We start from the raw sequence: 25,218 nt of genomic DNA on the forward strand, positions 1-25,218 counted from the left end.
CAGTTCATCAATAAACAGAATAACAGACCGCTAAATCATTTAAAATATGCTTTGGCTTTTTAATCGCACAACACGTTGTAAACAATAAAACCATATTGAGCGGTGATATAGGAACCGCGAATAATGTTACAGACAACAGTTACCATATCATGGCTATTGCGTATGATGAAAATTCCAGCGTTCACAATCCCATAGATAATTCTACGGTTATTGACGGTTTTGAGTTTACATCGGGAAATGCTAATTCAGGTTCTGTTACCAATGATGGTCTATATCCGCGGTTTTCGGGCAGTGCAGTATTTATAACCTCGTGGGGAGAAGAAGTTAATATTACGCCAACCATTAGTAATTGTACCTTTATTAATAACAGAGCGTTTCAAAGCGGGGCAATATATTGTGATGCTGCCGCTACATCTTCAAACCGGTTAAAAATAAGCGGGTGCCGATTTGAGAATAATTATGCGGAATACGAGGGAGCGGCTATCAATCTATTCAATCTGGCTGATGCGGGTTATGAAGGCGTAAGCGGTTCGTATTCAGCTGAAATTAGCGGATGTACTTTTGTAAATAACAGTGTCAATAATGCTTCGCAGGGTGGAGTAAATGGAGGTATGGGCGCTGCAATCATGGCCTTTGGACAGGGGAGTACCACAATTACAGGCTGCGTATTTGATAATAACCAAAGTACCAATTATGGTTCCGCTATAGCGCTACGGAAAAATGCTACGGTATCAGTAAACAACAGCTTGTTTTATACTACCGAAAATGGCGCTTTTGTGCTGGTATATAACAACCAGTCAAATCTGCAACTGCTTAATTCAACGCTGTATAGTCAGTATGGCGGCGTTTTGCAGGTAGACGGAACTACTGCCTTTGATTTAAGCAATTCTATTCTATGGACAGATGCCAGCGGAACAAATGTAGTAACAGCGGCCGATGCCAATGGCGAGGTGACCAATTGCCTGATAAACAGTACCTATTCGGCTCCCAATATGTTTACAACCAATGTGATAAACCAGAATCCGTTATTTGCCGATATATCTTCTGATAATTATACCTTACAGGCAGGTAGTCCGGCCATCAATGCCGGGAATAATGGCTTATATGCCGGTTTGGATGCCAGCACCACTGATCTGGCAGGTAATCCGCGGGTATATAATTATGCATCGGCAGGGGTAATAGATATAGGCGCTTACGAATATCAGGATGATACTCCGTTGCCTGTTTCTCTGCTCACGTTTACTGCGAAAGCCGATGGTAACCGGGCTTTGCTGCAATGGCAAACAGCTTCGGAGCAGAACAACCGCAAATTTATTGTTTACCGCAGCGGCGATGACGGGAAATTTATTCGGATAGGAGAGAAAGAGGGTGCAGGAACTACAACAATAACCAGTAATTATATTTTCTATGATGCTGCGCCATTATATGGTAACAACTACTACAAGCTGGTACAAGTAGATTTGGATGGTAAGACCACCGAGCTGGGTGTAAAACTATTAACGTATAACTTACAACGTATAACCTATAACATTTTTCCCAATCCAACTACGGGTAGTATCCATGCTAACTTCGAAAAGGGTAAGTACAATAATGTAATACTTACGGATATGACGGGAAGGATATTAACCGAACAGGCGATGGACCACGAGGCTCAAAGCGCTGCTTTTAACCTTTCGGGTTACCCGGCAGGTAATTATTTCCTGATGTTTGTGGGGAATGGCGTTAAGGTAACTGAAAAAGTGATAAAGAAATAAAAAGATTTGCAACGCTGTCAGGGTTTTAAACCCTGACAGCGTTATATAATCCCATTAATGCCCGGAAGCCTGGTTGATGGCTTGCTGCTCTTTCAGCCCTTCCACATTATTTTTATTGCCGAAATTTTCGGTTTTATCGGCAAAGTAAGCCTGGATAGCACTTATGGTATCAAGGTTGTCAGAAACGCGTTGATGCATATCGGTCAGGTCTTTTTCCAGACGTTTATCGCCCAGTTCAATGTTATCAACTTCAATTTTCCCGATCTTCTGAATGATTGCCTGTTGTGAATGCTGCAGATCTTCCAGTTCGCGGACAATTTTTTGCATCAGTTCAAATTTTTTTAACGTGTCCATAAAGTAATTATGTTGGTTTGTATACATACAACCAATTACCTTGCCAGAATCAAAAAATCAGTACCTGATTTTAAAATGCTCTTTTGCCTGTCCTGTTTTAAAGAATACCAGGCCGATCCAGAACAGGTCTACGGTTACGGTTACCTGCGGATGATCTTTGATGCGTTGCCAGGCTTCCATCATACCGGCGCTCCAGTAAATATCATCAAATATCAGTATGGTATCTTCGTGCACTTTGGGTAAGCTCCAGTTAAAATAGCTCAGTGTGGCATCCTTACGGTGATTACCATCGATGAACATGAAGTCTATCCGGTCAAGATCATGAATAATACCGGGAAGGATGGTATCGAAGTTGCCTGTAAGCAGCTCAACATTTGCCGCTGATGCCTGTTTGAGGGTTTCGCCGGCAATGGCCGAAGTTTGCGGACATCCTTCTATAGAAATGATCCGGGCTTTGGGGGCAGCTTTGGAAAGATACGAGGTGGTAATGCCCAGGCAGGTACCAAGCTCGATGATGGTTGAAGGATCAGATCTTGCGGCAAGCCGGTAAATCAACTGGGCCAGCTTAGGCGGTTTTAAGGCATGTCTGGCGATCTGTTTTACCTGTCTGGTACGGTTTTTATTCACATGCGAACCGGCGCCCAGATCGGTAACGGTAATGCTGCGCTCATCATGCAAAAGCTGGCGTCGTAACGCTTCAATTTCGTGGTAAACGGGCTTCGCACCGGTATCGTATATAACCTCATCCACCAATCGGTATACAAACGGCGAATGTACGCCATGACGGGTTTTGGCCGGGAAATAATGTTGTAAATAATTTCTTACAAATTGCAGGTTAACCATGCGGCGAAGTTACGGCTTTAGATTTTTAGTTTGTTAGGTGTCCGTCTTTCATTACTCGTTCTTCGACTTCTACTTTCTGCCTTAATAAAAATTAAACAGATTATTGGTAAATTGCAATGCTTGAAAAATGTGGACGATGTTATGGATGTAAAAGAAATAGAAGCACTGATTAAATTACTGGATGACCCGGATACCGAAATTGCCAGCCATGTGGAAGACCGGCTTTTTACACATGGCAACGAGGTGATCTCGCATCTTGAAAATGCCTGGGAACAATCTTTTGACAGCGTTTTACAGCAGCGTATTGAGAACCTTATTCATCGCATCCAGTTTCAGAACGTTAAGAACGATTTGCAGCTGTGGCAGCTAAGCGGCGCTTTTGACCTGCTACAGGGCGTTATCCTGGTTAATAAATATCACTATCCCGACCTGGATGAGCAGAAGCTGATCAACCAGATCGAAGATATGAAGCGTGAGATATGGCTGCAACTGGTGTATGATATGAGCGCTATTGAGAAGGTGAAGCTGATCAATCATGTTTTGTACAATATTTACGGCTTTTCGGGCAATACTACCAATCACCAGGATGCTAAAAATTCTTACCTGAGCCAGGTGCTCGAAACCCGGAAGGGTAACCAGATATTGCTGGCCACCATTTACTCTGTTATTGCGCAAAAGCTGGATATACCGGTTTATGGTGTTAACCTGCCCCAGCATTTTATTTTAGCTTATGTTGACGAAAGCCAGAAGGACAATTTCGAAAATGGCGTTATATTCTATATTAATGCCTTTAACCGGGGATTTATCTTTGGACGGCGGGATGTTGATTCGTTCCTGAAGCAGCTAAATATAGCACCTGACAGGCAGTTTTATGAACCTTGCAGCAATTCGGCCATTGTTCAGCGTATTATCCGCAACCTGATCAGTGCGTATGAAAAATCAGGCTCCCAAGAGCAGGTGAGAGAGCTGGAAGAGCTACTGGAAATATTTTTATAGCCTCACCCCAACTCCGCCAGTTGGCGGAAGAGGGAGTAACTTTTACATTGTGTCTTGCTTCTCATTACGGATCTCAGACAATATGCTATGAACCATGAACTATAAGCCATCTTATACCGTAAAACTTATATAACTTAATCCGTTTCCCGGTCAAGGCTGCCGAAGATCATTTTTATAATAGCCAGTACAATGGCAAACAGCATAGCCGATAAAAAACCATTGGTGTTAAAGCTGTCCATGAACCTGTCAACTAACAGCACCATTAAAACAGTAATGATGAACGACATTAGCCCCAGCGTCAGAAAATTGATCGGGAAGGTAAGTATCCGTAATATGGTGCCAATGGTAGCATTAGCCAGTGCAATTAAAATACCGGCAATAATGGCGCTGCCAAAGCCGTCAACATGTACACCCGGAATCAAGAATGCAGCTACCGAAACGGCAATGCCCATTAATATAATTTCAATAATAAGTCTTATCATGGTACGCAGGTTAATAATTAGTTATCCGCCAAAATACATATATTGAATGAATAAAGGATATTTTGGTAGATTTGTTTTCGGGGTGACGCTAATTATATAAAATACGTAGCTTATCAGCCAGATTCGGTGCGGTTAACGGATCGGTGTAATTGCCGTCAAAACGCTTTTGCACACTGGCCAGCAAGGCCGGGCGTTCAACATATCCATACCGGGCCGGATGCTCAATGATCATCTTCATGCAGATAAGCTTATACACGTATGTGCCCGTTTCCGGGTTAAGCCTGAGCTTGAAGTAATTATCCTGGTTCTGGCGGTTGATCTGCTTTTTCAGCTTCACATCGCCAAGGTTATAGGCCGCGGCAACCAGTGTCCAGCTTTTCAGATCGTTGAACATAGAGCGCAGATATTTACAAGCCGCAACGGTCGATTTATGTATGTCCTGCCGTTCGTCTGTTTGTTTATTGACCTTTAACCCGAAAATACGTGCCGTGCCTGGCATAAACTGCCAATAACCAGAGGCGCCTTTGGGCGATGTTCCGGAGCGTAATCCGCTTTCAACCAGCGGGATGTATTTAAAATCATTGGGAATGCCATACATTTCCAGGATTGGCTCTATTACCGGAAACCATTTTGCCGCCTTGCGGTGTAAAACCATTGTTTGCAGGTTAGAATACCGGTGAGCGTTGAGGATTTTTGTCATCCGGTAATCTATTTTTGCATCACCAACAGGTATGTCTTCGTTCGCGAAGTTTAAAGAACTTTCCAGATCATTCTGAAAAGATTCAGCGTTAGGTATTGCTGTGCGCTGTTGAGGTATCGCTACCTTTTTGGGTGTATGTATGCTGGCCGCTATACGGGCCGAGAGCGTTACGATCAGCATCACAGAACACGCTACCAGGTGTTTCTTAATCATGTGATCCTTTCTTGTTTTTAATAAAAAAGTTAGCAAAGATATATAATATGTGCTTAATTGCCAAATAGTTACAAAAATGGCCGTTTTTCAACCCGTTAAAACGGTTTTTTGAATGGCGGCTTACAACCTGATAATAAGCAAACTGAAGGGCCAATTGTTTGTTAATTTTTGTACCTTTGTGCCCCTTTACAAGCAAAGGCAAAAAAGCATCGTATGCCACAACAGTCTAACAGGAAAAGTCGTGACGACAAGTCCGGAAATTCAGGCAGGTCAACATCAGGCCGGTCGCAAAAATCTACCTCAAAAAGAAATTTTAGTGGCGAAAGATCAGCCCGGAGCGGAGACCGTCCGTCTGATAACAAACCGGGCAGGCGTAAGCCATATTCAGGCGATTCTACAGAGTGGAGTGATAAAAAAACGTTCAAAAAGCCTTACGGCGAAAGAGGAACATCCGACAGGAGCAAGCCTTTCGGCGAAAAGCGGTTTTCTGACGACCGGAAATCCCGCACTGGCGATAAGCCGTATGCCGGTAAAAAGCCTTTCGGCGATAGAAAGCCATTTGGTAAGCGTACGGCCAATACACACTCCAACCGAAACGAGGAGCCAGGCTGGACCAGCGAGGAAAAATTTCATGTGCCTACCCGCAGTAAGAAAGCGAAAGAAAGTGATGAGCTGATCCGCCTGAACCGGTATATTTCCAATGCAGGTATCTGTTCACGCCGCAAAGCCGACGAACTGATCGCAGCCGGTGTGATCACCGTAAATGGTGAGGTGGTATCGGAGCTGGGGCATAAGGTTAATCCGGCAAAAGATGCTATCCGCTATAATGGCGAGCTGCTGAAACGTGAAAAAATGGTGTATGTGCTGCTGAATAAACCCAAAGATTATATCACCACTACCGATGATCCGCAGGAGCGTCGAACCGTTATGCAACTGATAGAAAAAGCATCGCGGGAGCGTATTTATCCCGTCGGCCGTTTAGACCGGAATACTACAGGCCTCTTATTGTTTACCAACGACGGTGACCTGGCCGAGAAGTTGTCGCATCCTAAAAATAATATCACCAAGCTGTATCACGTAGAGCTGAATAAAAGCCTTTCGCAAGGCGATCTGAATAAAATAGCATTTGGCCTGGAGCTGGAAGACGGGCCAATTAAACCCGACAGTATAGCTTATGTGCAAGGCGGCAGCAAACGCGAAGTAGGCATACAGATACATAGTGGTAAAAATCGTATTGTACGTCGTATATTTGAACATTTAGGTTACGAAGTGGTTAAGCTGGATCGGGCGGTATATGCTAATTTGACCAAGAAGGATCTGCCACGCGGTAAATGGCGTTATCTTAACGAAAAAGAGATCATCCAGCTAAAACATTTGATACATTAGAAGGTTGAAGGCGTAAGAGGGTAAATGATGACAGTTGACAGATGACAATTGACAGATGATAATTGACAGCTGACAGTGTCTATGGTTCATAGTTCATGGCGGATAGTTGGAAAGGGACAAGAAGGTAAAAGACGGGAAGAAGGTAGACGGTTTAAGGCATAAAGCAAACAATTAATCACATGGTTTATCTTAATACTAATTACTGCGACCTGATACTGATAACGAACAACGAAAGACGAACAACGGAATGAACAGAAACTTTTTCGGCAAGAAGATTATATTGCTTTTCGCATTTATCAGCACAATGGGAATAACAGAAGCGCAAACCTATAATCTGCTCATTGGCACTTATACCAAATCGGGCAAAAGCGAAGGTATTTACGTATATACGTTCAATGCCGAAACCGGATTCCTGAATCCTAAAAATAAGGCTACAGGTATCGAAAATCCATCGTACCTGGCGCTTTCACCAGACCTTACCAAAGTGTATTCTGTTTCGGAGTTCGGTAAAGAACGCAACGGAAGCGTATACGCCTATGATTTTGATGCGGCCACAGGTGGGCTTAAATTTCTTATTAAAAAACCCTCGATTGGTGCAGGCCCATGCTATATTGCTGTTGATGCCCATGCTAAGTATGTATTTACCGCTAATTATGCCGGAGGCAGCTTAACCGCTATTCCGCTTAACAACGATGGTTCATTAAGCGACAGTGTGCAGCTTATTCAGCATACCGGCAAAAGTATCAATCCCACCCGGCAGCAGGAACCGCATGTGCATAGTACGGTATTGTCGCCGGATAATAAGTTTGTTTTTGTGTCTGATTTAGGGACTGATAAGATTTATAGTTATCGCCTTTCGGCGGATAATAAGTCAAAGCCGTTAGCTGCCGCGAATCCTCCGTATGTGCAGGTTAAGGCCGGGAACGGTCCGCGGCATTTGGTGTTTAGCAACAATGGTAAATTTGCCTACCTGATAACCGAAATGGGAAGCAACGTGATCGCCTTCCGTTATAAAGATGGTATGTTAAAACAATTGCAAAGTACAAGTATGCTGCCCGAAGGTTTTACAGGGAAAGCAGGAGCGGCAGCCATTCATATCTCACCTGATGGCAAGTTTTTATATGCATCAAACCGGCTTGATTTGAATGAAATTGTGATCTATAAAATCAATACCCACACCGGTAAATTAACATACGTTGGCCGGGAATCGTCAAAAGGTACGCACCCGCGTGATTTTGCCATCGACCCAACCGGCAATTTTTTGCTGGTTGCCAACCAGGATACCAATGACATCTATGTATTCAAACGCAATAAAACCACCGGACTGTTAACCTATAACGGTAATAAGCTGGAAGTTGGCCAACCGGTTTGTTTGAAGTTTGTACATTAAACAATTGCTTGTCGCGATGTGTATGGCGTATGTTCTCACATCATAATCTTGTGTAAGCCAGGTGATAGCGCTCGTTTGTAACGAGTGCTTTATTTTGTTGTGATTGTATCACAAACAAGCATTTTTTTGTGGCGTTATAAACACCTGATAAGGCTGCACTCGTTACAAGCGAGCGCAAGCGGTTTGTTTGAAGTTTGTACATTAAACAATTGCTTGTCGCGATGTGTATGGCGTATGTTCTCACATCATAATCTTGTGTAAGCCAGGTGATAGCGCTCGTTTGTAACGAGTGCTTTATTTTGTTGTGATTGTATCACAAACAAGCATTTTTTTGTGACGTTATAAACGTCGGATAAGGCTGCACTCGTTGCAAACGAGCGCAAGCGGTTTGTTTGAAGTTTGTACATTAAACAAATTGTGTGTTGCGATGTGTATGGCGTATGTTCTCACATCATAGTCTTGTGTAAGCCAGGTGATAGCGCTCGTTTGTAACGAGTGCTTTATTTTGTTGTGATTGTATCACAAACAAGCATTTTTTTGTGACGTTATAAACGTCGGATAAGGCTGCACTCGTTGCAAACGAGCGCAAGCGGTTTGTTTGAAGTTTGTACATTAAACAAATTGTGTGTTGCGATGTGTATGGCGTATGTTCTCACATCATAGTCTTGTGTAAGCCAGGTGATAGCGCTCGTTTGTAACGAGTGCTTTATTTTGTTGTGATTGTATCACAAACAAGCATTTTTTTGTGACGTTATAAACGTCGGATAAGGCTGCACTCGTTGCAAACGAGCGCTAACCGGGATAGTCTCAATACGCACTACCCAATACTAACCCAAAGGCTGGGGAGAAGCTCCCAAATGACCTGCAATCCTCTCAGCAGTGAGGCTCATGCCATCCAGGATATGCTGCGCTTGTGAATAAAATTGTCCGCGGGTGGCCAGCCGTTCGCGTATCAGGTTAACCAGCGCTTCGCCACGCAGGTTTTGTAAAGCCGGCCGTTCATGTACATTCGGTGTATCGAGACGTGCTGCCAATGCTTCGGGGGACATGGAGATATAAACCGTGGTGCCATGTTCATTCATCCAGGTCATGTTATCAAAAAAGCAGGGTAATCCGCCACCGGTTGCTATCACTACGTTTTCGCTAAAAGGATAGGATTGCAGCATATCCCGTTCATACTCACGGAATGCCTGTTCGCCAAACCGGTTGAAATATTCGGGTATTGACATTCCGGTGCGATCTTCAAACAGTTTATCCAGGTCGATAAATTCATAATTCAATTTATTGGCCAGTTTGCGGCCATGCGTAGTTTTTCCGCAACCCATAAATCCTACCAGGAAAATTCTCATAGCAAACCCTCCCGTTTCATAAAGATATAGTCGGTAACCGGTGGCTGATATCCGCCTTTGCGGAAAATAGAAGCAATTTGTGCCCGGTGATAGGTTGAATGATTGATAACGTGAAATAAAATATCGCCTACAGCATCCGTAAATTCTTCACCTTGTGAATTGGCATAGCTTACCCTGGTTTCCAGCGGGTAGGTATCCAGGCAATATCGCAATAAGCTGGCATTTTCGGCCTGAATTTGCCGGAAATTGCTGACAGAATGATGCTGAAACCGTTCGTATTCCTGCGGTTCGTATTGCATACGCTTAACCCAAATGTGTTGTGAGTTTAATACATGGCTGAACAGGGCTTCGGCCTGGGGAATAGGTGAGGTCATGCTTTCAAATACCGAGATAATACGTTTATCGGCTATAAAGGTATAGTTTAGTAGATCATCAAGTTTATCGCGAAAGCTTTGCATGATTATTAAAGTCAAAATTAAAAATCTTATAACTGGCTTATATTGGCCTGATCCCGGATTTTAAATCCGGAGTTATAGCCATCGGGATTACAAATCCCGATGAGCATTACCCTCACTTAATAATGCTGAAAATACTTATTCTCAAGCTCCTGGTAACCCGGTAAGGTGTGATAATGCCACTTATTAATCACCACGCCATTTTTTAATAGCAACAACCCGGGATTAGCCCTTACCATACTTTTTAGCGGAACGGCATCGGCATAGAATATTTCCATCATCAACTTATTTTGTCTGGCAAAAGCCTGTGCGTCCTGCGCCGATGCCGATGTGAGCAGCACGGTACGAATATTATAATTTTCGGCGGCATTAATTGCCAGCGCATTCATATCGCCAATGGCATGAATGTCGGTTGCCTTCAGATCGTATGCAACAATAACCAGGTTATAGTAAGGATTTTCAAGCAGTTCGCTGGTATAATCGGTGCCTTGTGCATCGGTAATTTTCAGATCGCTGATCTTCGCGTGATAACCTTCTTTTACCAGCCGGCTTTTCGGTTCGCCGGTAATTAGCCAGTTCTCGTCCTTCCATATTTCCGTTTTCAGGTATTCTTTATCGGTCATGATTTTCTTTTCACCGGTTTTTTTGTTGACGAGGTTATAGGTGATCTCATATTCATCCAGCGGTGCTCCCGGAGGTATTTTCATTTCCTCGGGTAAATTAGCGCCGATCTTATAGGGAAGAAAATCCATCACCGGCAGGTAATTGTAGGTGTAAATACCCACTCCAAAGCCGATCATGATAATGAGCAGCAGCACAATTTGCTGTGCTTTCGCGGATGTAATAACCGGTTGTATCCGTTTTCGGTTAACAAACAGGACAATAATCAATACCAGCAATACCAGGTCTTTGCTGAACGATTGCCAGGGCGTTAACGGAATGGCATCGCCAAAGCAACCACAGGTACGCACCACATCAAAGGCTGCCGAATAAAAGGTAAGAAATGTGAAGAATATAATGAGCAGCAGTAAGCCCCAGGCTACTTTAATACCCTTAATGCCCAGTATCAGGGCGGCTCCTAAAATAATTTCGAGGGCGCACAGGCTGATAGCAATTGCAGTAGCAAAATCATTGAGAAACAGCAGGTGAAAAACTTCGAAATATTCCTGCAATTTATAGCTGAACCCCAGCGGATCGTTGGCTTTGATCAATCCTGAAAAGATAAACAATAATCCAACCAGCCATTTAGCGGCTTCAACCACAAACTTGTTTGCAGAAACGGTACGTTTTTCCATATCAGCTTAGTTTAATCAGGGCAAAAACGGCATAATTCAGCATATCCTGGTAGTTTGCTTTTACGCCTTCGGATGCCAGGGTTTGCCCCTGGTTATCTTCAATCTGCTTCACCCGCAGCAGCTTCATCAGTATCAGATCCGTTAATGAGCTGATACGCATATCACGCCAGGCTTCACCATAATCGTGATTTTTAGCGAACATCAGTTCCCTGGTTTCGGCTACTTTTTTATCGAACAAAGGTTCAACTTCTTCAGCGCTCAGTTCCATCTTATCGTTGTCGCTCAGTTCCAGTTGCATCATGGCAATAGCACAATAATTCACAATGCCTATGTATTCAGATACAATACCCTCGCCAACTTTAGATATTTTTTTCTCTTCGAGTGTGCGAATACGCTGGGCCTTGATAAATATCTGGTCGGTAATAGAGCTGAGGCGAAGTATGCGCCATGCCGTGCCGTAATCGGTGGTTTTCTTTAAAAATAAGTCCTTACAGGTTTTAATAACCGAATCGTATTCTGCTGATGTTCTGGCTGACAAGCTTTCTGTGTTTTTTTGGTGAAACAATCAAATTGTTAGTACTTTGCTGTACTAATTTATGTGCGATAAAAATACATTTTTTAATTCAAAGACAACGTTAAATGCAGCGGGAAAGCTGATTGATCTTTCCCTGCCCAGGGTAATGGGAATATTGAACATTACGCCCGATTCTTTTTTTGATGGCGGCAGGCATGATGTTCCCGATAAGGCCCTGCAACAGGTGGGCCGGATGCTGGAAGAGGGGGCTACCTTTATTGATATTGGCGCTTATTCATCGCGACCGGATGCGGCCGATATTCCGGAGAGTGAGGAATTGCAGCGATTGCTACCGGTAATACAAGCTATCGTGAGGGAATTTCCTGAAGCCATTATTTCGGTAGATACCTTCAGGTCGGCGGTTGCCCGTGCTGCTATCGGAGAAGGAGCGCATATTATCAATGATATTTCGGCTGGTGAGCTGGATAAGGATATGTTTGATACGATGGCGAACCTGAATGTTCCGTACATCATGATGCACATGCGGGGAACGCCCAAAACCATGCAAACATTAACGGATTATGACGATCTGGTGGGCGAGATGATCGCCTATTTTAGCGCTAAAGTTCAGCGGTTAAAAGAGCTGGGTGTACCCGATGTGATCATTGATCCGGGCTTTGGATTTGCCAAGACCCTGAAAGATAATTACAGGTTGCTTAACGCGATGGAGCAGCTTAAGGTGCTGGAACTGCCGGTACTGGCGGGGCTATCCCGAAAATCGATGTTGTATAAGCTGCTCAACATAACACCGCAGGAAGCATTGAACGCAACAACGGCAGCAAATACCATCGCTTTGCTGAAAGGCGCTTCAATTTTACGGGTGCACGATGTAAAGGAAGCTGTGGAATGTATTCAAATTGTGTCGGTTACAACATCGACGGTATTGCCTTTTACTTCCGGCTAACTCGCCCTTCGTCCATGCAGCAGCTTATCCACCGCATCCTGTAATGAACCGGCACGAACCACTTCGCCTGAATTGACAAAATAAATTTCGTCGGCATTTTCAATGGTATTTAAGCGATGTGCAATAATCACCAATGTGGTATCTTTTGGTAGCTTGTTCAATATTTTATCCAGCAGCTTTTCGGTCACCGTATCAATATTGGCTGTTGCTTCGTCTAAAATCAGCACCTCCGGATTACGAAGTACGGCCCGTATAAAGGCAATAACCTGTTTCTGACCAAGGCTGATGCTGTTCGCTCCGGGCAGCACCTGTGTTTCCAGTCCGTTTTCAAAAAGCGCCAGCAATTCTTCCAGTCCGGTTGCCCGGATAAGCTCGTACAATTGTTCATTGCTGTAATCGCGGTAAAACTCGTTCCCGTAAAGGATATTATCCTTAATCGTGCCGGTAAATAAGAAAGGTTCCTGTAAGATAAAGCCAATTTTCCGGGTACGTTCAGTATCGCTATATGAACGGATATCCTTACCGTCCAGGAAAACGGTTCCCTGGGTAGGGTCGTACAGGCGGGCCATTAACGAAGCGGTTGTAGTTTTCCCGCCTCCGGTAGGGCCAACCAGGGCGTAAGTTTTCCCGCGTTCCAGCCTGAGGTTGATGTGGTGTAATATTTCTTTGCCTCCCGGATAGCTGAAATGAACGTCCTTAAATTCAAGCAGGGCATCAGCCGAACCGGCTTCCGGGTTATCTACAACAGTTAAATTGGTATCAAGCGCCAGTATGAGCGAAATGCGGTCCCATCCGGCCATAGCCACCTGGAAGTTTGACCACAGGGCGGCCAACTGCCTCAGCGGATTATAAAAATTGGTGGTATAAGAGAGGTAACTCACCAGTAAACCGATGCTGAACTGTCCGGCGGCAATCAGGTAGATACCAAATGCGAGCACAATGAGCTGGGCGATGCTGGCGAATAATCCATAAACGGGCATGAAGATATTATTGGCCAGACCGGCGCTAATAGCCGTGCGGTAATTCTGCCGGTTAGCATCGTTAAACCGTTTGCGGAAATAATCACGGCGGTTAAACGCGATAATAACTTTAAAGTTATCCAGGCTTTCCTGGATTTCGGCGCTCATGCCGCCCACGCTTTTCAGGTTAACGGCATTCTTTTTCTTCACCCAGGGTGATACAATTCTGGTAAACAGTAAGATAAATACGGCGGGAACCAGCGCAGCGGCACCAAGCTCAACGTTAATGACCAGCAGGAAAATCCCGGCGCCGAGCATGGTAAAGATGCTGCCGATAAACTGCATCAGCGATTGCGAAAAGAACTGGTTGATTTTATCGGTATCGTTATTGACCCGTGAAATGAGGTCGCCGGCCTTATTCTGGTTAAAAAATGCAACCGGCAATTGTTGCAGCTTATTAAAGATAGCATTACGCAGGGTAAACAGCATGCGTTGTCCCACGCTGCCCATCAGCTTGGTTTGCAGGTAGCCGGTTACCAGCGCCATAAGGTACATGGTGAACAGTATGCCCGAAAAAACCAGCACGCCATGATATTGTTTGGTGACCACATACGTATCAATGGTATGACCAATCAGGAAAGGCCCCAGCAGGTTTAATGCGGCATTCAGGAGTATCGCTATAAAGGCCAGCGTCAGGTTTCTTTTTTCGTGCTGGATAAGCTGGAACAGCTTTTTGAGTGCGGCGTAAGTTGAAACGTTTTTTTGCTGCTCAAAAAGTTGATTGAGGTTATAATTCATAGTTGCTGGTGCTTTGTTGTGATTCAAGTATCTGGATATATTCCGGACTGTTGGTCAGCAGTTGCTGATGTGTGCCTCTGGCAATCATTTCGCCTTCCATTAGCAGGATAATCTGGTCGTAATGCTCAACCGAAGCAATTTTTTGTGTAACCGATAACAGGGTCAGGTCAGGATAATTCTTCCGGATATTGGCTAATATTTGTTGTTCGGTATGTGTATCTACACGGGCGGTAAAATCATCCAACAGCAGGATTGTAGGATTAACAGCCAGTGCCCTGGCCAGCATGATGCGTTGTTTCTGTCCGCCAGAAAGGCTGGAACCACGTTCTGAAACCAGGGTATCTAATTTTTCGGGCAGGCTTTCAATGAATCCGCCGAGCTCGGCGGTAGCTATGGCTTTTTCCAGCGAGGCATCCGTCACAGTATCGCTAAAGGCGATATTCTCGCGGATGCTCATGTTGAAAATAATGCTATCCTGGAATACAAAACCAACCTGTTTATAAAAGGTTTCGGCGTGGTACTCGCTAATGGCATGACCATCATACAGAATGGTACCGGAATCAGGCTGAACCAACCCGGTGAGCAGGTACAGCAATTGCGTTTTTCCGGCCGCTGTAGGTCCGATAATGGCTGTCCGGGAACCAGGTTCGACCGAGAAGGAAATATGTTTTAATGCCGGTTTCTGGTGGTAAGTTAATGTCACGTCTTCCAGGCTGATTGCGCCGCTTAACGGTGTGTTCAATGTTCCGGTGCTTGCTGTTACCGGCGCTTCTATCACATGGCTTATCCGATTATACGAAGCTGTGGCCTGGGCAATCACATTGCTCATAAAACCAATAACCAATATCGGGAAAATCAGCATGGCCAGGTAACTGTTAAATGCCGCAAAATCGCCCAGGCTCATGTTGCCGTTTATTACAAAATGTCCGCCCAGCAACAGGATAGCCAAAGCGGCCATGTTGGCTGTAAAAACAATGACCGGTATTAGCCCGGCAAATAGTCGTAAGATGGCTAAACCGAAGCTTTTGGCTTTGGTATTGGCTTCGAGGAATTTATTGTACTCCAGTTGTTGTGAGTTAATGACGCGGATGAGCGCTGAACCTAAAATACTTTCGTTAATGACCTTGTTAAGCCAGTCTATTACGCCGCGGCTTTGGATAAATAGCGGTCGTACCTTGCGCAAAACCAGGAAGAATGTTCCCCCGATAATTGGGATAATGGCAATAACTGCCAAAGCCAGTTTCCAGTTAATGCTGATGAGCAGGATGCTTGCCCCGATAATGATGAACAGCGATGAGGCAATGGAAACAATGGCTTGTGCCACAAACTGCTTGATGGAGTCTACATCGGCGGTAAGATTGGTTAACAGCTTGGCCGGGTTAGCTTCTTCGATGAAGGCAAAGCTTTGTGCCGATATTTTATCTGAGAGCTGTGTCCGGAGGTCGCGGGCTACCCGTTCTGAAGCATAGGTTTGGATAATGCTTTGCAGGTAAGTGAACACAAATACCACCACGGCAATGGCAGCAAATTGTATAATGATGCGGTTAAACGAAAAATTATCGTGATTGAATGCATCAATGCCGTTCCCGATAATTTTAGGTAGCCATAGGTTTAAGCCGTTACCCAGCAAGGCCAGTAGAATAAGCAATGCCAGCAACCCGCTGTAGGGTTTCAGGAGACTAAAAACTCCCGGTTTATTGTTATTTGTTGGTTTGTTCATGTGTTTGCTTTGTGGCCTCACCCCTCTCTCCAAAGGAGAGGGAGGTAGTTTATGCTCTTTATCTTGTTTCTTGATTCTATGTTCTTGTATCTCTTTTATCGCTTTTCACTTTCAACTTTTCACTTTCAACTTTCATCCGGTTTCAGGCCTTTTAATACAATTTCCAGGGTTTGGTTCATAATATCTTCCGAAAGGGTGAATTTATTTCCGGCCATATTTACGCCTAACTGGTGAAACTGTACCAGGCTGTACAATGGCGCAAATGCCACTGACCAGTACACTTCCACCGGGACTTTGACCAATTCTTTTCGCTCAATGGCATGGTGCACAAACCGATCCATTTTATCTTTAAACGTTTCATTTACCATACCAATTACTTTTTCGTGAAGTGATGAATGCCGGATTTGCTCTATGAAAATTGCTTTGTCTTTATGCTCCATAATGTATCTTGAGCGATTCATCCATTGGATGCGCAGCCCTTCGCTGAAAGGCATAGCCGGGTCGAAATTTTTCATGGTTTCTTCGGACATTCGCTGACTTTCTTCTTTGTATAAGCTCAAAATCAGGTCCTCTTTATCTTTGTAATAAATGTAAATGGTGGCCGGCGATACTCCTGCAGCCCTGGCCAGCTTTTGTATGCTGAATTCGTCCAGGCCCTTTTTTACAATCATATCCAGGGCAGTTTGCCTGAGCTTTATCTCTTTATTACTGTCACGGTTCCTCATTCGCCGATAAATATAAATGAATGTTCATTCTTTTAAAAGGGTCAAGAGAAATTTCTTATAGAAATATTACAGGAATGATAATTGCATAAGAAGTTCTGCAGTACCGTTGAAGAATATCTTATGAACTTAAAGCCTAAAGAAGTTTTAACGGATGAGGAGATACAGAAAGGATTGCGGATAGTTATCTGGGACGGCCTGTCTGTCGAGGTGATGACCGTTTTTACCGGCGGGGCGTTCCTGGTAGCCATGGCTTTGCTGCTGGGAGCTAATAACGTACAGATTGGTTTGCTGGCAACGTTATCGCTGGTTACCAATATTTCGCAAATGCTTTCGATCTGGCTGGTTCGCAGATTTAATAACCGGCGGGCTATTGCAGTGTATTGTGCTTTTCTGGCACGGATACCGCTTATTATTATTGGCGTTAGCGTGTTATGGTTTTCGAATGGCACGCTTAACCTGCTTATCTTCTTCCTGTTTTTTTACTATTTCTTCGGTTCTATTGCCGGACCAAGCTGGAATTCGTGGATGAAGGATATGGTTCCTGAAAATATGCTGGGTAGTTATTTTTCACGTCGCAGCAGGTACACTCAAACTCTTAATGTGGTGCTTAGTATCATACTGGCGTTGGTATTAGACTTCATAAAAGAACGTTATAAGCAATACGAGCTTACCACCTATGCCATTTTCTTTATAATAGCCGGTGTAATTGGCGTTACCGGCGGGTACATCCTGTCAAAGGCTCCTGAACCGATGGCTCACGTATCGAATGCCAATATGTTTACCTTATTCAGACAGCCGCTTAAAAATGCTAATTTCCGGCGTTTGCTGGTATTTAATTCGGCCTGGGTATTTGCCCTGAATATCGCTACGCCGTTTTTTACGGTTTTCCTGCTGAAGGGCCTGGGATTACCGCTTTCGTATATAATTATTCTTACTATTGTTAGTCAGTTGTTTAGTATTCTGACCTTACGGATGTGGGGCATTTTCTCCGACCGTTACAGCAATAAAAGTATTATCGCGTTAAGCGCACCGCTGTATATTGTATGTATTATAGCCTGGTGCTTTGTGGGCATTTACTCGCAACGGTATGCAAACCTTATTTTACTGGCTATCATTTATATGTTTACGGGTATCGCTACTGCGGGCGTCAATCTTTCGCTAACCAATATTGGCCTGAAGCTGGCGCCAAAAGAGGATGCTATTGTGTATCTTTCGGTAAAAAATATCGTTACAGCGATATTCTCTTCGCTGGGCCCGTTATTGGGCGGCGTTCTGGCCGATTATTTTACCAACCGGAGCCTGCATATTTCGGCTCAATGGATTAGTCCGCATATTAATAAAGTATTTCGTTTGGTTGAGCTGCACGAATGGAATTTTCTGTTCCTGATTGGTGCGTTGCTCGCACTGTTCTCGCTGGAACTGCTGACACGTGTAAAGGAAGTGGGCGAGGTGGATAAAGATATTGTGAAGCGGATCATGCGCACCAGTATCCGCAGTAACCTGAAGGAATATTTCCTGATCGGAAACATCATCAGCTGGCACGAGCAGCTTAAGGCCATTTTACGAAAGAAAGGACGGCCTTATACAAAGATCTGACAAAGACCTTGATACAGGAATTGTCTACGCAATAACTATTTCAGCTTCGCCAACGCTTCCCGAACCCGTGGTATCATGGCTTCAATATCCGCCAGCGAGCATGCGCCAACCGATGCCCGGAACCAGGTCAGATCATGGCCGGTGCCGAAGGCTGAGAAAGGTACCAAAGCGCCTTTAGCCTCCTTGATCAGGTATGAATTAATATCAGCCGAATCGTTCAGCACTTTACCATCCGGTGTGGTTTTGCCTTTGATATCGATTTGAACCGTCAGGTAAATAGCGCCCATTGGCTCAATAGCGTTAACCGGGAAACCTTCCGATTTCAGTTGCTGAAATCCGGTATATAACGCGTCCAGACTTTTACGGATACGCTGTTTAAAATTGTCCAGGAAATTATCCACGGCAGCAGCATTACGCAAAAAACCGGCCATGGCTACCTGTTCGGCTTTTGGTGCCCAGGCGCCCATGTGCCCTACAATGGCTTTCATGTTATCAATAATATGTGCCGGACCAAATCCCCAGCCCACACGTACGCCCGTAGCCGCGAAACATTTGGAGCTTCCGTCGATAAACACGACATAGTCCTTCAGCTCCGGACGCAAGCTTACCGGGTCGTAATGTTCAAAATCGCCAAAGGTTAATTGCGAATAAATCTGGTCGTATAAAATATAAAGCGGTTTTTCTCCTGCTTTACGCGATTTGTTTTCTTCAATCACCACATCACAGATAGCTTCCAGGTCAGACTTCCGGAACATGGTTCCCGTTGGGTTCAATGGAGAGCACAAAGCCAGCATGGTTGCCCCCTTAACATGCGGCCGGATATCATCAGCCGTAGGCATAAAATTATTATCCGCATGGGTTTGCACCATCACACCACTAGCGGAGGTCAAATCGCAGTAATGGTTATTGTTCCAGGATGGCGCCGGAAAGATCACCTTGTCGCCCGGGTCAACCAGCGTGAGGTAAGTACCATAAATTAACGGCCTCGAGCCACCGGATATCAGAATCTGGTTAGCGGCATATTCCAGGCCGTAACGTGTTTTCAGAAATTCAGAAACGCTCTGGCGCAGATCCAGCACACCGTCTGCCGGCGGATAATTGGTCTGGTTGTTATCGTACGATTGCACAATAGCCTGTTTCAGCTCTGCCGGAATAGGGTAAATATTGGAATCGAAATCGCCAATGGTCAGGTTGGCAATGTTTTGTCCTTGTTTTTTCAGCTCGTTAATTTCGCCTGCAATCTTTATAATTTCAGAACCGGTAAGATTCTGCGCTAATCTGGATATACTCATTGTATCTGTTATGCTAATAATTGTTGTACGGCGTTATGCACTTTTTCAAACCCGAACTGGCTGATAACCGTCTGGAACGCAGTTTTAATTTCGGGGTTGCATAAATTGCCGATACTTCCTTCGTGTGTATGATTTACGGTTTTTAATGGTTTAAAAGTTCCTTTTTCGATGTTTGCACCAACATTTTTATAGGCCTCGCGGAAAGGTACGCCTTTCAATACCTCGTTGTTTACTACTTCCACGCTGAACAAGTAAGTGTACTTTTCATCATCCAGGATATTATTTTTTACGCTGATGTTTTGCAGCATGAAGGTTGCTATTTCAAGGCATTCGTTTAGCGAAGTAAACGCCGGGAACAGGTTTTCTTTCAGCAATTGCAAATCGCGATGATAGCCCGATGGCAGGTTGGTGGTCATCAGCGCAATTTCATTGGGCAACGCCTGTATCTTGTTGCACCGCGACCGTATCAGCTCAAAAACGTCCGGGTTTTTTTTATGCGGCATAATGCTCGAACCGGTTGTCAGCTCGTCCGGGAAACTGATGAACCCGAAATTCTGGTTAATGAACAGGCAAACATCCATTGAAAATTTGGCCAGCGTAGCCGCAACTGATGACATGGCTTGCGCCAGGATACGCTCAGTTTTTCCCCGGCCCATCTGTGCATAAACCACGTTATAATTCAAGGCATCAAATCCCAGCAATTCAGTGGTCATGGTACGGTTTAAGGGGAACGATGAACCATAACCGGCAGCGGAACCCAATGGATTTTTGTTACATACCTTCCAGGCAGCCAGCATCAGCTCCATATCATCCACCAGGCTTTCAGCATAAGCGCCGAACCATAAGCCGAACGACGACGGCATGGCTATCTGCAAATGGGTATAGCCGGGCAACAGCTTATCTTTATGTTCTTCGCTTAACGCGATAAGCTGCTCAAACAATGCCTCAACATTTTGCACCATCTCTTCAATACGGCTGCGGAAAAACAATTTCAGGTCAACCAAAACCTGGTCATTGCGTGAGCGGCCGCTGTGAATCTTTTTACCGGCTTCGCCGATACGCTGGGTAAGCAGCCATTCTACCTGCGAGTGAACGTCTTCCACGCTATCTTCAATGGTGAATTGACCGGATTCAATCTCGCGATAGATATTTTTCAACTCCTGTTGTACCAGCTCCAGGTCGCTTTGGGTCATCAGGCCAATACTTTCAAGCATCCGCGTATGCGCCAGCGAACCCAATACATCAAAGGCGGCCATCTCACGGTCCAATTCACGATCCTGCCCAACGGTAAAGGCTTCTACCTGTTTGTTAACGTCTGTATTTTTTTGCCAGATCTTCATGAGTTATAGGCTAAAAAGCCAAATTGTTGCAACGATGCCAAAAATACGTTAATAAATTAATTCCCGCAGCCTTGTTTATACATTGGCAGCTCAGGCATTCTTTACGATTTTTTCCAACATCTGCACGTAGAGCGTTATGCCCTCGCGGATTTCATCCACGTAGATAAATTCATCGGCTATATGCGAACGTCCCGAATCGCCGGGACCAAGCTTTAGCGACGGAATATCCAGCAATGCCTGGTCTGATGTTGTTGGCGAACCGTACGTTGTTCTGCCCAAAGACAGGCCGGCCTGAACAATCGGGTGATTTTTATCGATGGATGAAGGCTTTAACCGGATGGAACGCGGTTTCACTTCGCACGAAACATGCTGCCGGATAATATCGAGCACTTCTTCGTTGCGGTAAGCGTCGGTTACACGAACGTCGACAGTAAAGGTACAGGTTGCCGGAACCACATTATGCTGCGAACCGGCGTTGATAATGGTTACGGTCATCTTCAGCGGGCCAAAAACCTCAGAAACTTTCGGAAACTGGAACGTCCTGAACCATTCGATATCGTTCAATGCTTTATAAATGGCGTTTTCTCCTTCTTCTCGGGCCGCATGACCGGCTTTTCCATGTACGGTACAGTCCAGAACCATCAATCCGCGTTCGGCAATGGCCAGATTCATCTGGGTTGGTTCGCCCACAATGGCAAACTCCAGGGGGCCTAAATCGGGAATTACGAGCTCCAAACCATTGTTTCCGGATATTTCTTCTTCGGCGGTTGTGGCCAGGCAGAAATTATAGTTTAAATTTTCCTGCGGATAGAAATACAAAAAGGTGGCGATAAGCGAAACGAGGCATCCGCCGGCATCGTTACTGCCGAGGCCGTACAAAATTCCATCCTCAACATCAGGTGAAAACGGGTCGCGGGTATAACCCGAATTAGGTTTTACCGTATCGTGATGCGAGTTTAACAGAATGGTTGGTTTCGATGCATCGAAATATTTGTTATACGCCCAGATATTATTCAGTTTGGTATATGTCCTGACACCGTGCTGCTTTAAAAACAGCTCGATAATCTGTGCGGTTTGCCGCTCTTCTTTGCTGAACGAAGGTGTTGCTATCAGCTTTTTTAGCAAGCCGATACTTTCATCCGCCAGTTTGTTTAATTCCATTATTCGATTTAGATATATGATTTAGATTTACGAGTGATACTATCACTCTTCATAAATCCGGTTCACTTTTTATATTTTATGCACATCCATTCATTTTCGTCATGCCGGATTTGATTTGGCATCTTAATGCGATTAGTATGTGTAATTAGACCATTTGTACAAATTCTTTATCCCTTGCTTTAAGATTCCTGCCTACGCAGGAATGACGTATGATGAACGGACCCAGCTTATTAAATTGGTTGTAAAACCTGTTAATCATTATACAATCCGCCTGCTTTTTGTGCCGATAACCGGATGCCTTTAATTAAGGCCGAACTGAACCCCTGGTGTTCCATTTCGTTTAAACCGGCAATGGTACATCCTTTAGGCGAAGTCACTTTATCAATTTCAGATTCCGGGTGACTTTGATTTAATAATAGCAGGTCGGCAGCGCCCTTTGCGGTTTGTACCGCCATTTTCAATGCTTCATCGGCATGAAACCCGATTTCAACGCCGCCCTGCGATGCCGCCCGGATGGCACGCAGGAAAAACGCGATGCCGCAGGCACATAAGGCTGTGGCCGATGTCATCAGGCTTTCATTAATGGTAACTACAGCGCCTACAGTTTCAAACATGCGGGTAACTTCGTCCATATCGTCTTTGCCGGCATTGTCGGTAGCCATGCACGTCATGGACTGGCCAATGGAAATAGCGGTGTTCGGCATAACACGTACCACGCGTACATCGTTACCCAGCTTGGCACGTATATCCTGGCAGCTTACTCCGGAAATGATGGAAATAACCAAATGCTTTTGCGGATTTATAGCTGGTTTAATTTGCTCAAATAAAGTATTCAGCTGTTGTGGCAATACAGCCAGTATCACAACAGATGATTCTGTGACAGCCTGCCGGTTATCGCTGGTTACCTGATAGCCCTGCTCCGCATACGTGTTTAGCGCACTTAAATTTCTGCGGGTTAGCGTAATATCACCGGCGTTAACATAATTGGCCTTTACCAATCCGCTGGCAAGCGCCAAACCCATATTTCCACTACCCAGAATAGCTATTTTCTTCATGTTATTAATTTTTAGCCGTTATTTCAGCATTTTGGTGCCAAAAGTATTGTTATCCAACTGGTCAAGCTCATCGGATTTGCCGATATATACCGCATTAACCCCTTTTCGGATAGCATCAAACGCGTTTTGCAATTTGGGAATCATTCCACCGGCAACTATACCATCGGCTTTTAATTGCTCAAACTGGTCAGCTTTGATTTCATGCACAACCGATGCCTCATCGTTAACATCCCGCAAAACCCCTTTCTTTTCAAAGCAATATACCAAATTGGTTTCATATATTGATGACATGGCTACTGCCAGCGCCGATGCAATGGTATCGGCATTGGTATTGAGCAACTGGCTTTCGCCATCGTGTGTAATGGCCGAAAACACGGGAACGAAATTGCTTTGCAATAATTTGTCCAGAGCGTCTGTGCGTACCGAATGTTCATCCAAATCACCTACAAAACCGTAATCAATGGAAGCCCCCTCTAAATCTCCCCCTAAGGGAGAGACTTTTTGGATTGGACGTTTTTTTGCCCGGATAATATTCCCGTCGGCTCCGGTTAGCCCGATAGCATCGCAGCCTTTAGCCTGTAGCTGTGCTACCATATTTTTATTGATGAGTCCGGCGTAAACCATAGTGACTACCCGCAACGTCTCAATATCGGTTATCCGGCGACCATCCACCATTTTTGCTTCTATTCCCAGCGTTTTGCTTAATTCGGTAGCGATTTTACCGCCACCATGTACCAGGATTTTATTTCCTTTCAGAGCAGTAAAATCCAGCAGGAACTGGTGCAGGTTTTCGGAGTTATCGATAACATTGCCGCCGATTTTTATAACGTAGAGTGAAGGCTTTTGCATGTTTTATTGTAAATCCGATAATATTTGTTTCAATACGGCCTGTGCTGCCCAAAGCCTGTTACCGGCTTCGTGAATAACCAGCGAGTTCGGGCCATCTAATATTTCAGAGGATAATTCCAAATCCCGGCGTACCGGCAGGCAATGCATTACTTTCCCGTTGTTGGTCAGTTTCAGCTTTTCATTGTTCATCATCCAGCCATCGGGATAAGTTAATACTCTACCATATTCTTTATAGCTCGACCAGTTTTTTACGTAAATATAATCGGCTCCGCTCAGGGCTTCTTCTAAACTGTGGGTAATGGTTGCTCCGGGTGTAAAGTCAGGATTTAATTCGTATCCCTCAGGTTGGGCAATGGTAAAATCGAGCATGCTTTCCTGTTGGGCACGACACATCCACTCGGCAAATGAGTTAGGTACGGCCTGCGGCAGGGCTTTTACATGCGGCGCCCAGGCAAGTACAACTTTAGGAAGCCTCACCCCAACCTTCTCCGAAGGAGAGTGAGCTTTCCATGTTTCGGTAATGGTCACCAGGTCGGCAAGGCTTTGCAGCGGATGCCGGGTAGCGCTCTCTAAACTTACTACCGGAACGCCGCAATATTTCACAAATTTATTGAAGAAGTCTTCGTTGTAATCTTCTTCGCGGTTATGCAGCTTGGGGAATGAGCGCAGGCCGAGAATATCACAATACTGTCCCATTACAGCCGCCGCTTCGCGGATATGCTCTACAGTAGTTCCGTTCATTACTACGCCATCCTGTGTTTCAAGCGCCCAGCCTTCTTTATCCATGTTCATTACCATCACACTCATGCCCAGGTTTATAGCAGCTTTTTGGGTACTTAACCGTGTGCGCAAACTGGGGTTTAAGAATACCAGCCCTAAGGTTTTATTTTTCCCCAAATGCTGATGCGCATACGGATTGGCTTTTAAATCCAACGCATCCTGAACTAACTTTTTGATGTCTGTTACATCGTGTACGGAAGAGAAGAGTCTCATTTTAAGTTGTAAGTTTTAAGTTATACGTAATACGT

The 25,218-nt window shown here is 44.7% G+C and carries 23 protein-coding genes; 6 read left to right on the forward strand and 17 right to left on the reverse strand.

Annotated features, from left to right (window positions below; all coding sequences use genetic code 11):
• Positions 1 to 95: 95 nt before the first annotated feature.
• Positions 96 to 1,754, forward strand: a complete 1,659-nt coding sequence (locus FW774_RS16665) for a T9SS type A sorting domain-containing protein (RefSeq protein WP_149349358.1) — start codon at positions 96 to 98, stop codon at positions 1,752 to 1,754.
• A 54-nt stretch (positions 1,755 to 1,808) separates the two neighbouring features.
• On the opposite strand, the gene FW774_RS16670 is transcribed toward FW774_RS16665, so the two are convergent.
• Both FW774_RS16670 and FW774_RS16675 read right to left on the reverse strand, forming a co-directional pair.
• Complete coding sequence (locus FW774_RS16670) at positions 1,809 to 2,108, reverse strand: hypothetical protein (protein WP_149349359.1); 300 nt, start codon at positions 2,106 to 2,108, stop codon at positions 1,809 to 1,811.
• Positions 2,109 to 2,165: 57 nt separating this feature from the next.
• Complete coding sequence (locus FW774_RS16675; protein WP_149349360.1) at positions 2,166 to 2,951, reverse strand: O-methyltransferase; 786 nt, start codon at positions 2,949 to 2,951, stop codon at positions 2,166 to 2,168.
• Positions 2,952 to 3,092: 141 nt separating this feature from the next.
• On the opposite strand from FW774_RS16675, the gene FW774_RS16680 reads away from it, so the two are divergent.
• Positions 3,093 to 3,947 (forward strand): transglutaminase-like domain-containing protein, encoded by an 855-nt coding sequence (locus tag FW774_RS16680; protein ID WP_149349574.1) that lies wholly within the window; start codon positions 3,093 to 3,095, stop codon positions 3,945 to 3,947.
• A 134-nt stretch (positions 3,948 to 4,081) separates the two neighbouring features.
• On the opposite strand, the gene FW774_RS16685 is transcribed toward FW774_RS16680, so the two are convergent.
• Both FW774_RS16685 and FW774_RS16690 read right to left on the reverse strand, forming a co-directional pair.
• The gene (locus FW774_RS16685) at positions 4,082 to 4,426 is read right to left on the reverse strand and encodes a phage holin family protein (protein ID WP_149349575.1); all 345 of its coding nucleotides are present in this window, start codon (positions 4,424 to 4,426) and stop codon (positions 4,082 to 4,084) included.
• A gap of 91 nt (positions 4,427 to 4,517) precedes the next feature.
• Positions 4,518 to 5,342: a lytic transglycosylase domain-containing protein gene (locus tag FW774_RS16690; RefSeq protein ID WP_149349361.1), complete on the reverse strand. Its 825-nt coding sequence runs from the start codon at positions 5,340 to 5,342 to the stop codon at positions 4,518 to 4,520.
• 213 nt (positions 5,343 to 5,555) lie between these two features.
• Here FW774_RS16690 and FW774_RS16695 point away from each other — a divergent pair, with 213 nt between their 5' ends.
• Entirely contained in the window at positions 5,556 to 6,728 is a 1,173-nt protein-coding gene (locus FW774_RS16695) for a pseudouridine synthase (RefSeq protein ID WP_149349362.1), read from the forward strand.
• 247 nt (positions 6,729 to 6,975) lie between these two features.
• Positions 6,976 to 8,118 (forward strand): lactonase family protein, encoded by a 1,143-nt coding sequence (locus FW774_RS16700; protein WP_242457865.1) that lies wholly within the window; start codon positions 6,976 to 6,978, stop codon positions 8,116 to 8,118.
• Positions 8,119 to 8,945: 827 nt separating this feature from the next.
• Here FW774_RS16700 and FW774_RS16705 read toward each other — a convergent pair.
• From FW774_RS16705 to FW774_RS16720, 4 genes are all read right to left on the reverse strand, one after another.
• Positions 8,946 to 9,467: a shikimate kinase gene (locus FW774_RS16705; RefSeq protein ID WP_149349363.1), complete on the reverse strand. Its 522-nt coding sequence runs from the start codon at positions 9,465 to 9,467 to the stop codon at positions 8,946 to 8,948.
• Complete coding sequence (locus tag FW774_RS16710) at positions 9,464 to 9,925, reverse strand: DinB family protein (RefSeq protein WP_149349364.1); 462 nt, start codon at positions 9,923 to 9,925, stop codon at positions 9,464 to 9,466. The genes FW774_RS16705 and FW774_RS16710 overlap by 4 nt, the downstream gene beginning before the upstream one ends.
• A gap of 116 nt (positions 9,926 to 10,041) precedes the next feature.
• Positions 10,042 to 11,217 carry a BT_3928 family protein gene (locus FW774_RS16715; protein WP_149349365.1) on the reverse strand — a complete coding sequence of 392 codons (1,176 nt, stop codon included), beginning with the start codon at positions 11,215 to 11,217 and terminating at the stop codon, positions 10,042 to 10,044.
• A 1-nt stretch (position 11,218) separates the two neighbouring features.
• Positions 11,219 to 11,755 carry a DUF1599 domain-containing protein gene (locus FW774_RS16720; RefSeq protein ID WP_149349366.1) on the reverse strand — a complete coding sequence of 179 codons (537 nt, stop codon included), beginning with the start codon at positions 11,753 to 11,755 and terminating at the stop codon, positions 11,219 to 11,221.
• Between the two features lie 58 nt (positions 11,756 to 11,813).
• Here FW774_RS16720 and folP point away from each other — a divergent pair, with 58 nt between their 5' ends.
• Positions 11,814 to 12,695 carry a dihydropteroate synthase gene (folP, locus tag FW774_RS16725; RefSeq protein WP_149349367.1) on the forward strand — a complete coding sequence of 294 codons (882 nt, stop codon included), beginning with the start codon at positions 11,814 to 11,816 and terminating at the stop codon, positions 12,693 to 12,695.
• On the opposite strand, the gene FW774_RS16730 is transcribed toward folP, so the two are convergent.
• The 3 genes from FW774_RS16730 to FW774_RS16740 form a co-directional block, all read right to left on the reverse strand.
• On the reverse strand, positions 12,692 to 14,452 hold the full coding sequence (locus FW774_RS16730; RefSeq protein WP_149349368.1) for an ABC transporter ATP-binding protein: 1,761 nt from the start codon (positions 14,450 to 14,452) through the stop codon (positions 12,692 to 12,694). The genes folP and FW774_RS16730 overlap by 4 nt on opposite strands.
• On the reverse strand, positions 14,442 to 16,172 hold the full coding sequence (locus FW774_RS16735) for an ABC transporter ATP-binding protein (RefSeq protein ID WP_149349369.1): 1,731 nt from the start codon (positions 16,170 to 16,172) through the stop codon (positions 14,442 to 14,444). The genes FW774_RS16730 and FW774_RS16735 overlap by 11 nt, the downstream gene beginning before the upstream one ends.
• Positions 16,173 to 16,297: 125 nt before the next feature.
• Positions 16,298 to 16,897, reverse strand: coding sequence for a TetR/AcrR family transcriptional regulator (locus FW774_RS16740; RefSeq protein WP_149349370.1), 600 nt, complete (start codon positions 16,895 to 16,897; stop codon positions 16,298 to 16,300).
• Between the two features lie 120 nt (positions 16,898 to 17,017).
• Here FW774_RS16740 and FW774_RS16745 point away from each other — a divergent pair, with 120 nt between their 5' ends.
• Positions 17,018 to 18,493, forward strand: coding sequence for an MFS transporter (locus FW774_RS16745; RefSeq protein WP_149349371.1), 1,476 nt, complete (start codon positions 17,018 to 17,020; stop codon positions 18,491 to 18,493).
• 35 nt (positions 18,494 to 18,528) lie between these two features.
• On the opposite strand, the gene FW774_RS16750 is transcribed toward FW774_RS16745, so the two are convergent.
• From FW774_RS16750 to FW774_RS16775, 6 genes are all read right to left on the reverse strand, one after another.
• A complete protein-coding gene (locus tag FW774_RS16750) occupies positions 18,529 to 19,785 on the reverse strand; it encodes a pyridoxal phosphate-dependent aminotransferase (protein WP_149349372.1) in 1,257 nt (418 codons plus the stop codon).
• Between the two features lie 8 nt (positions 19,786 to 19,793).
• The gene (argH, locus tag FW774_RS16755) at positions 19,794 to 21,125 is read right to left on the reverse strand and encodes an argininosuccinate lyase (protein ID WP_149349373.1); all 1,332 of its coding nucleotides are present in this window, start codon (positions 21,123 to 21,125) and stop codon (positions 19,794 to 19,796) included.
• Positions 21,126 to 21,215: 90 nt separating this feature from the next.
• Positions 21,216 to 22,286 (reverse strand): M20 family metallo-hydrolase, encoded by a 1,071-nt coding sequence (locus FW774_RS16760; RefSeq protein WP_149349374.1) that lies wholly within the window; start codon positions 22,284 to 22,286, stop codon positions 21,216 to 21,218.
• 251 nt (positions 22,287 to 22,537) lie between these two features.
• Positions 22,538 to 23,341, reverse strand: a complete 804-nt coding sequence (proC, locus tag FW774_RS16765) for a pyrroline-5-carboxylate reductase (protein WP_149349375.1) — start codon at positions 23,339 to 23,341, stop codon at positions 22,538 to 22,540.
• Positions 23,342 to 23,359: 18 nt separating this feature from the next.
• Positions 23,360 to 24,190: an acetylglutamate kinase gene (gene argB / locus FW774_RS16770; protein ID WP_149349376.1), complete on the reverse strand. Its 831-nt coding sequence runs from the start codon at positions 24,188 to 24,190 to the stop codon at positions 23,360 to 23,362.
• 3 nt (positions 24,191 to 24,193) lie between these two features.
• Positions 24,194 to 25,183, reverse strand: a complete 990-nt coding sequence (locus FW774_RS16775; protein WP_149349377.1) for an acetylornithine carbamoyltransferase — start codon at positions 25,181 to 25,183, stop codon at positions 24,194 to 24,196.
• Positions 25,184 to 25,218 lie beyond the last annotated feature (35 nt).

Origin of the sequence: Pedobacter sp. BS3 (assembly GCF_008274585.1) — a bacterium.
Classification (GTDB): domain Bacteria; phylum Bacteroidota; class Bacteroidia; order Sphingobacteriales; family Sphingobacteriaceae; genus Hufsiella_A.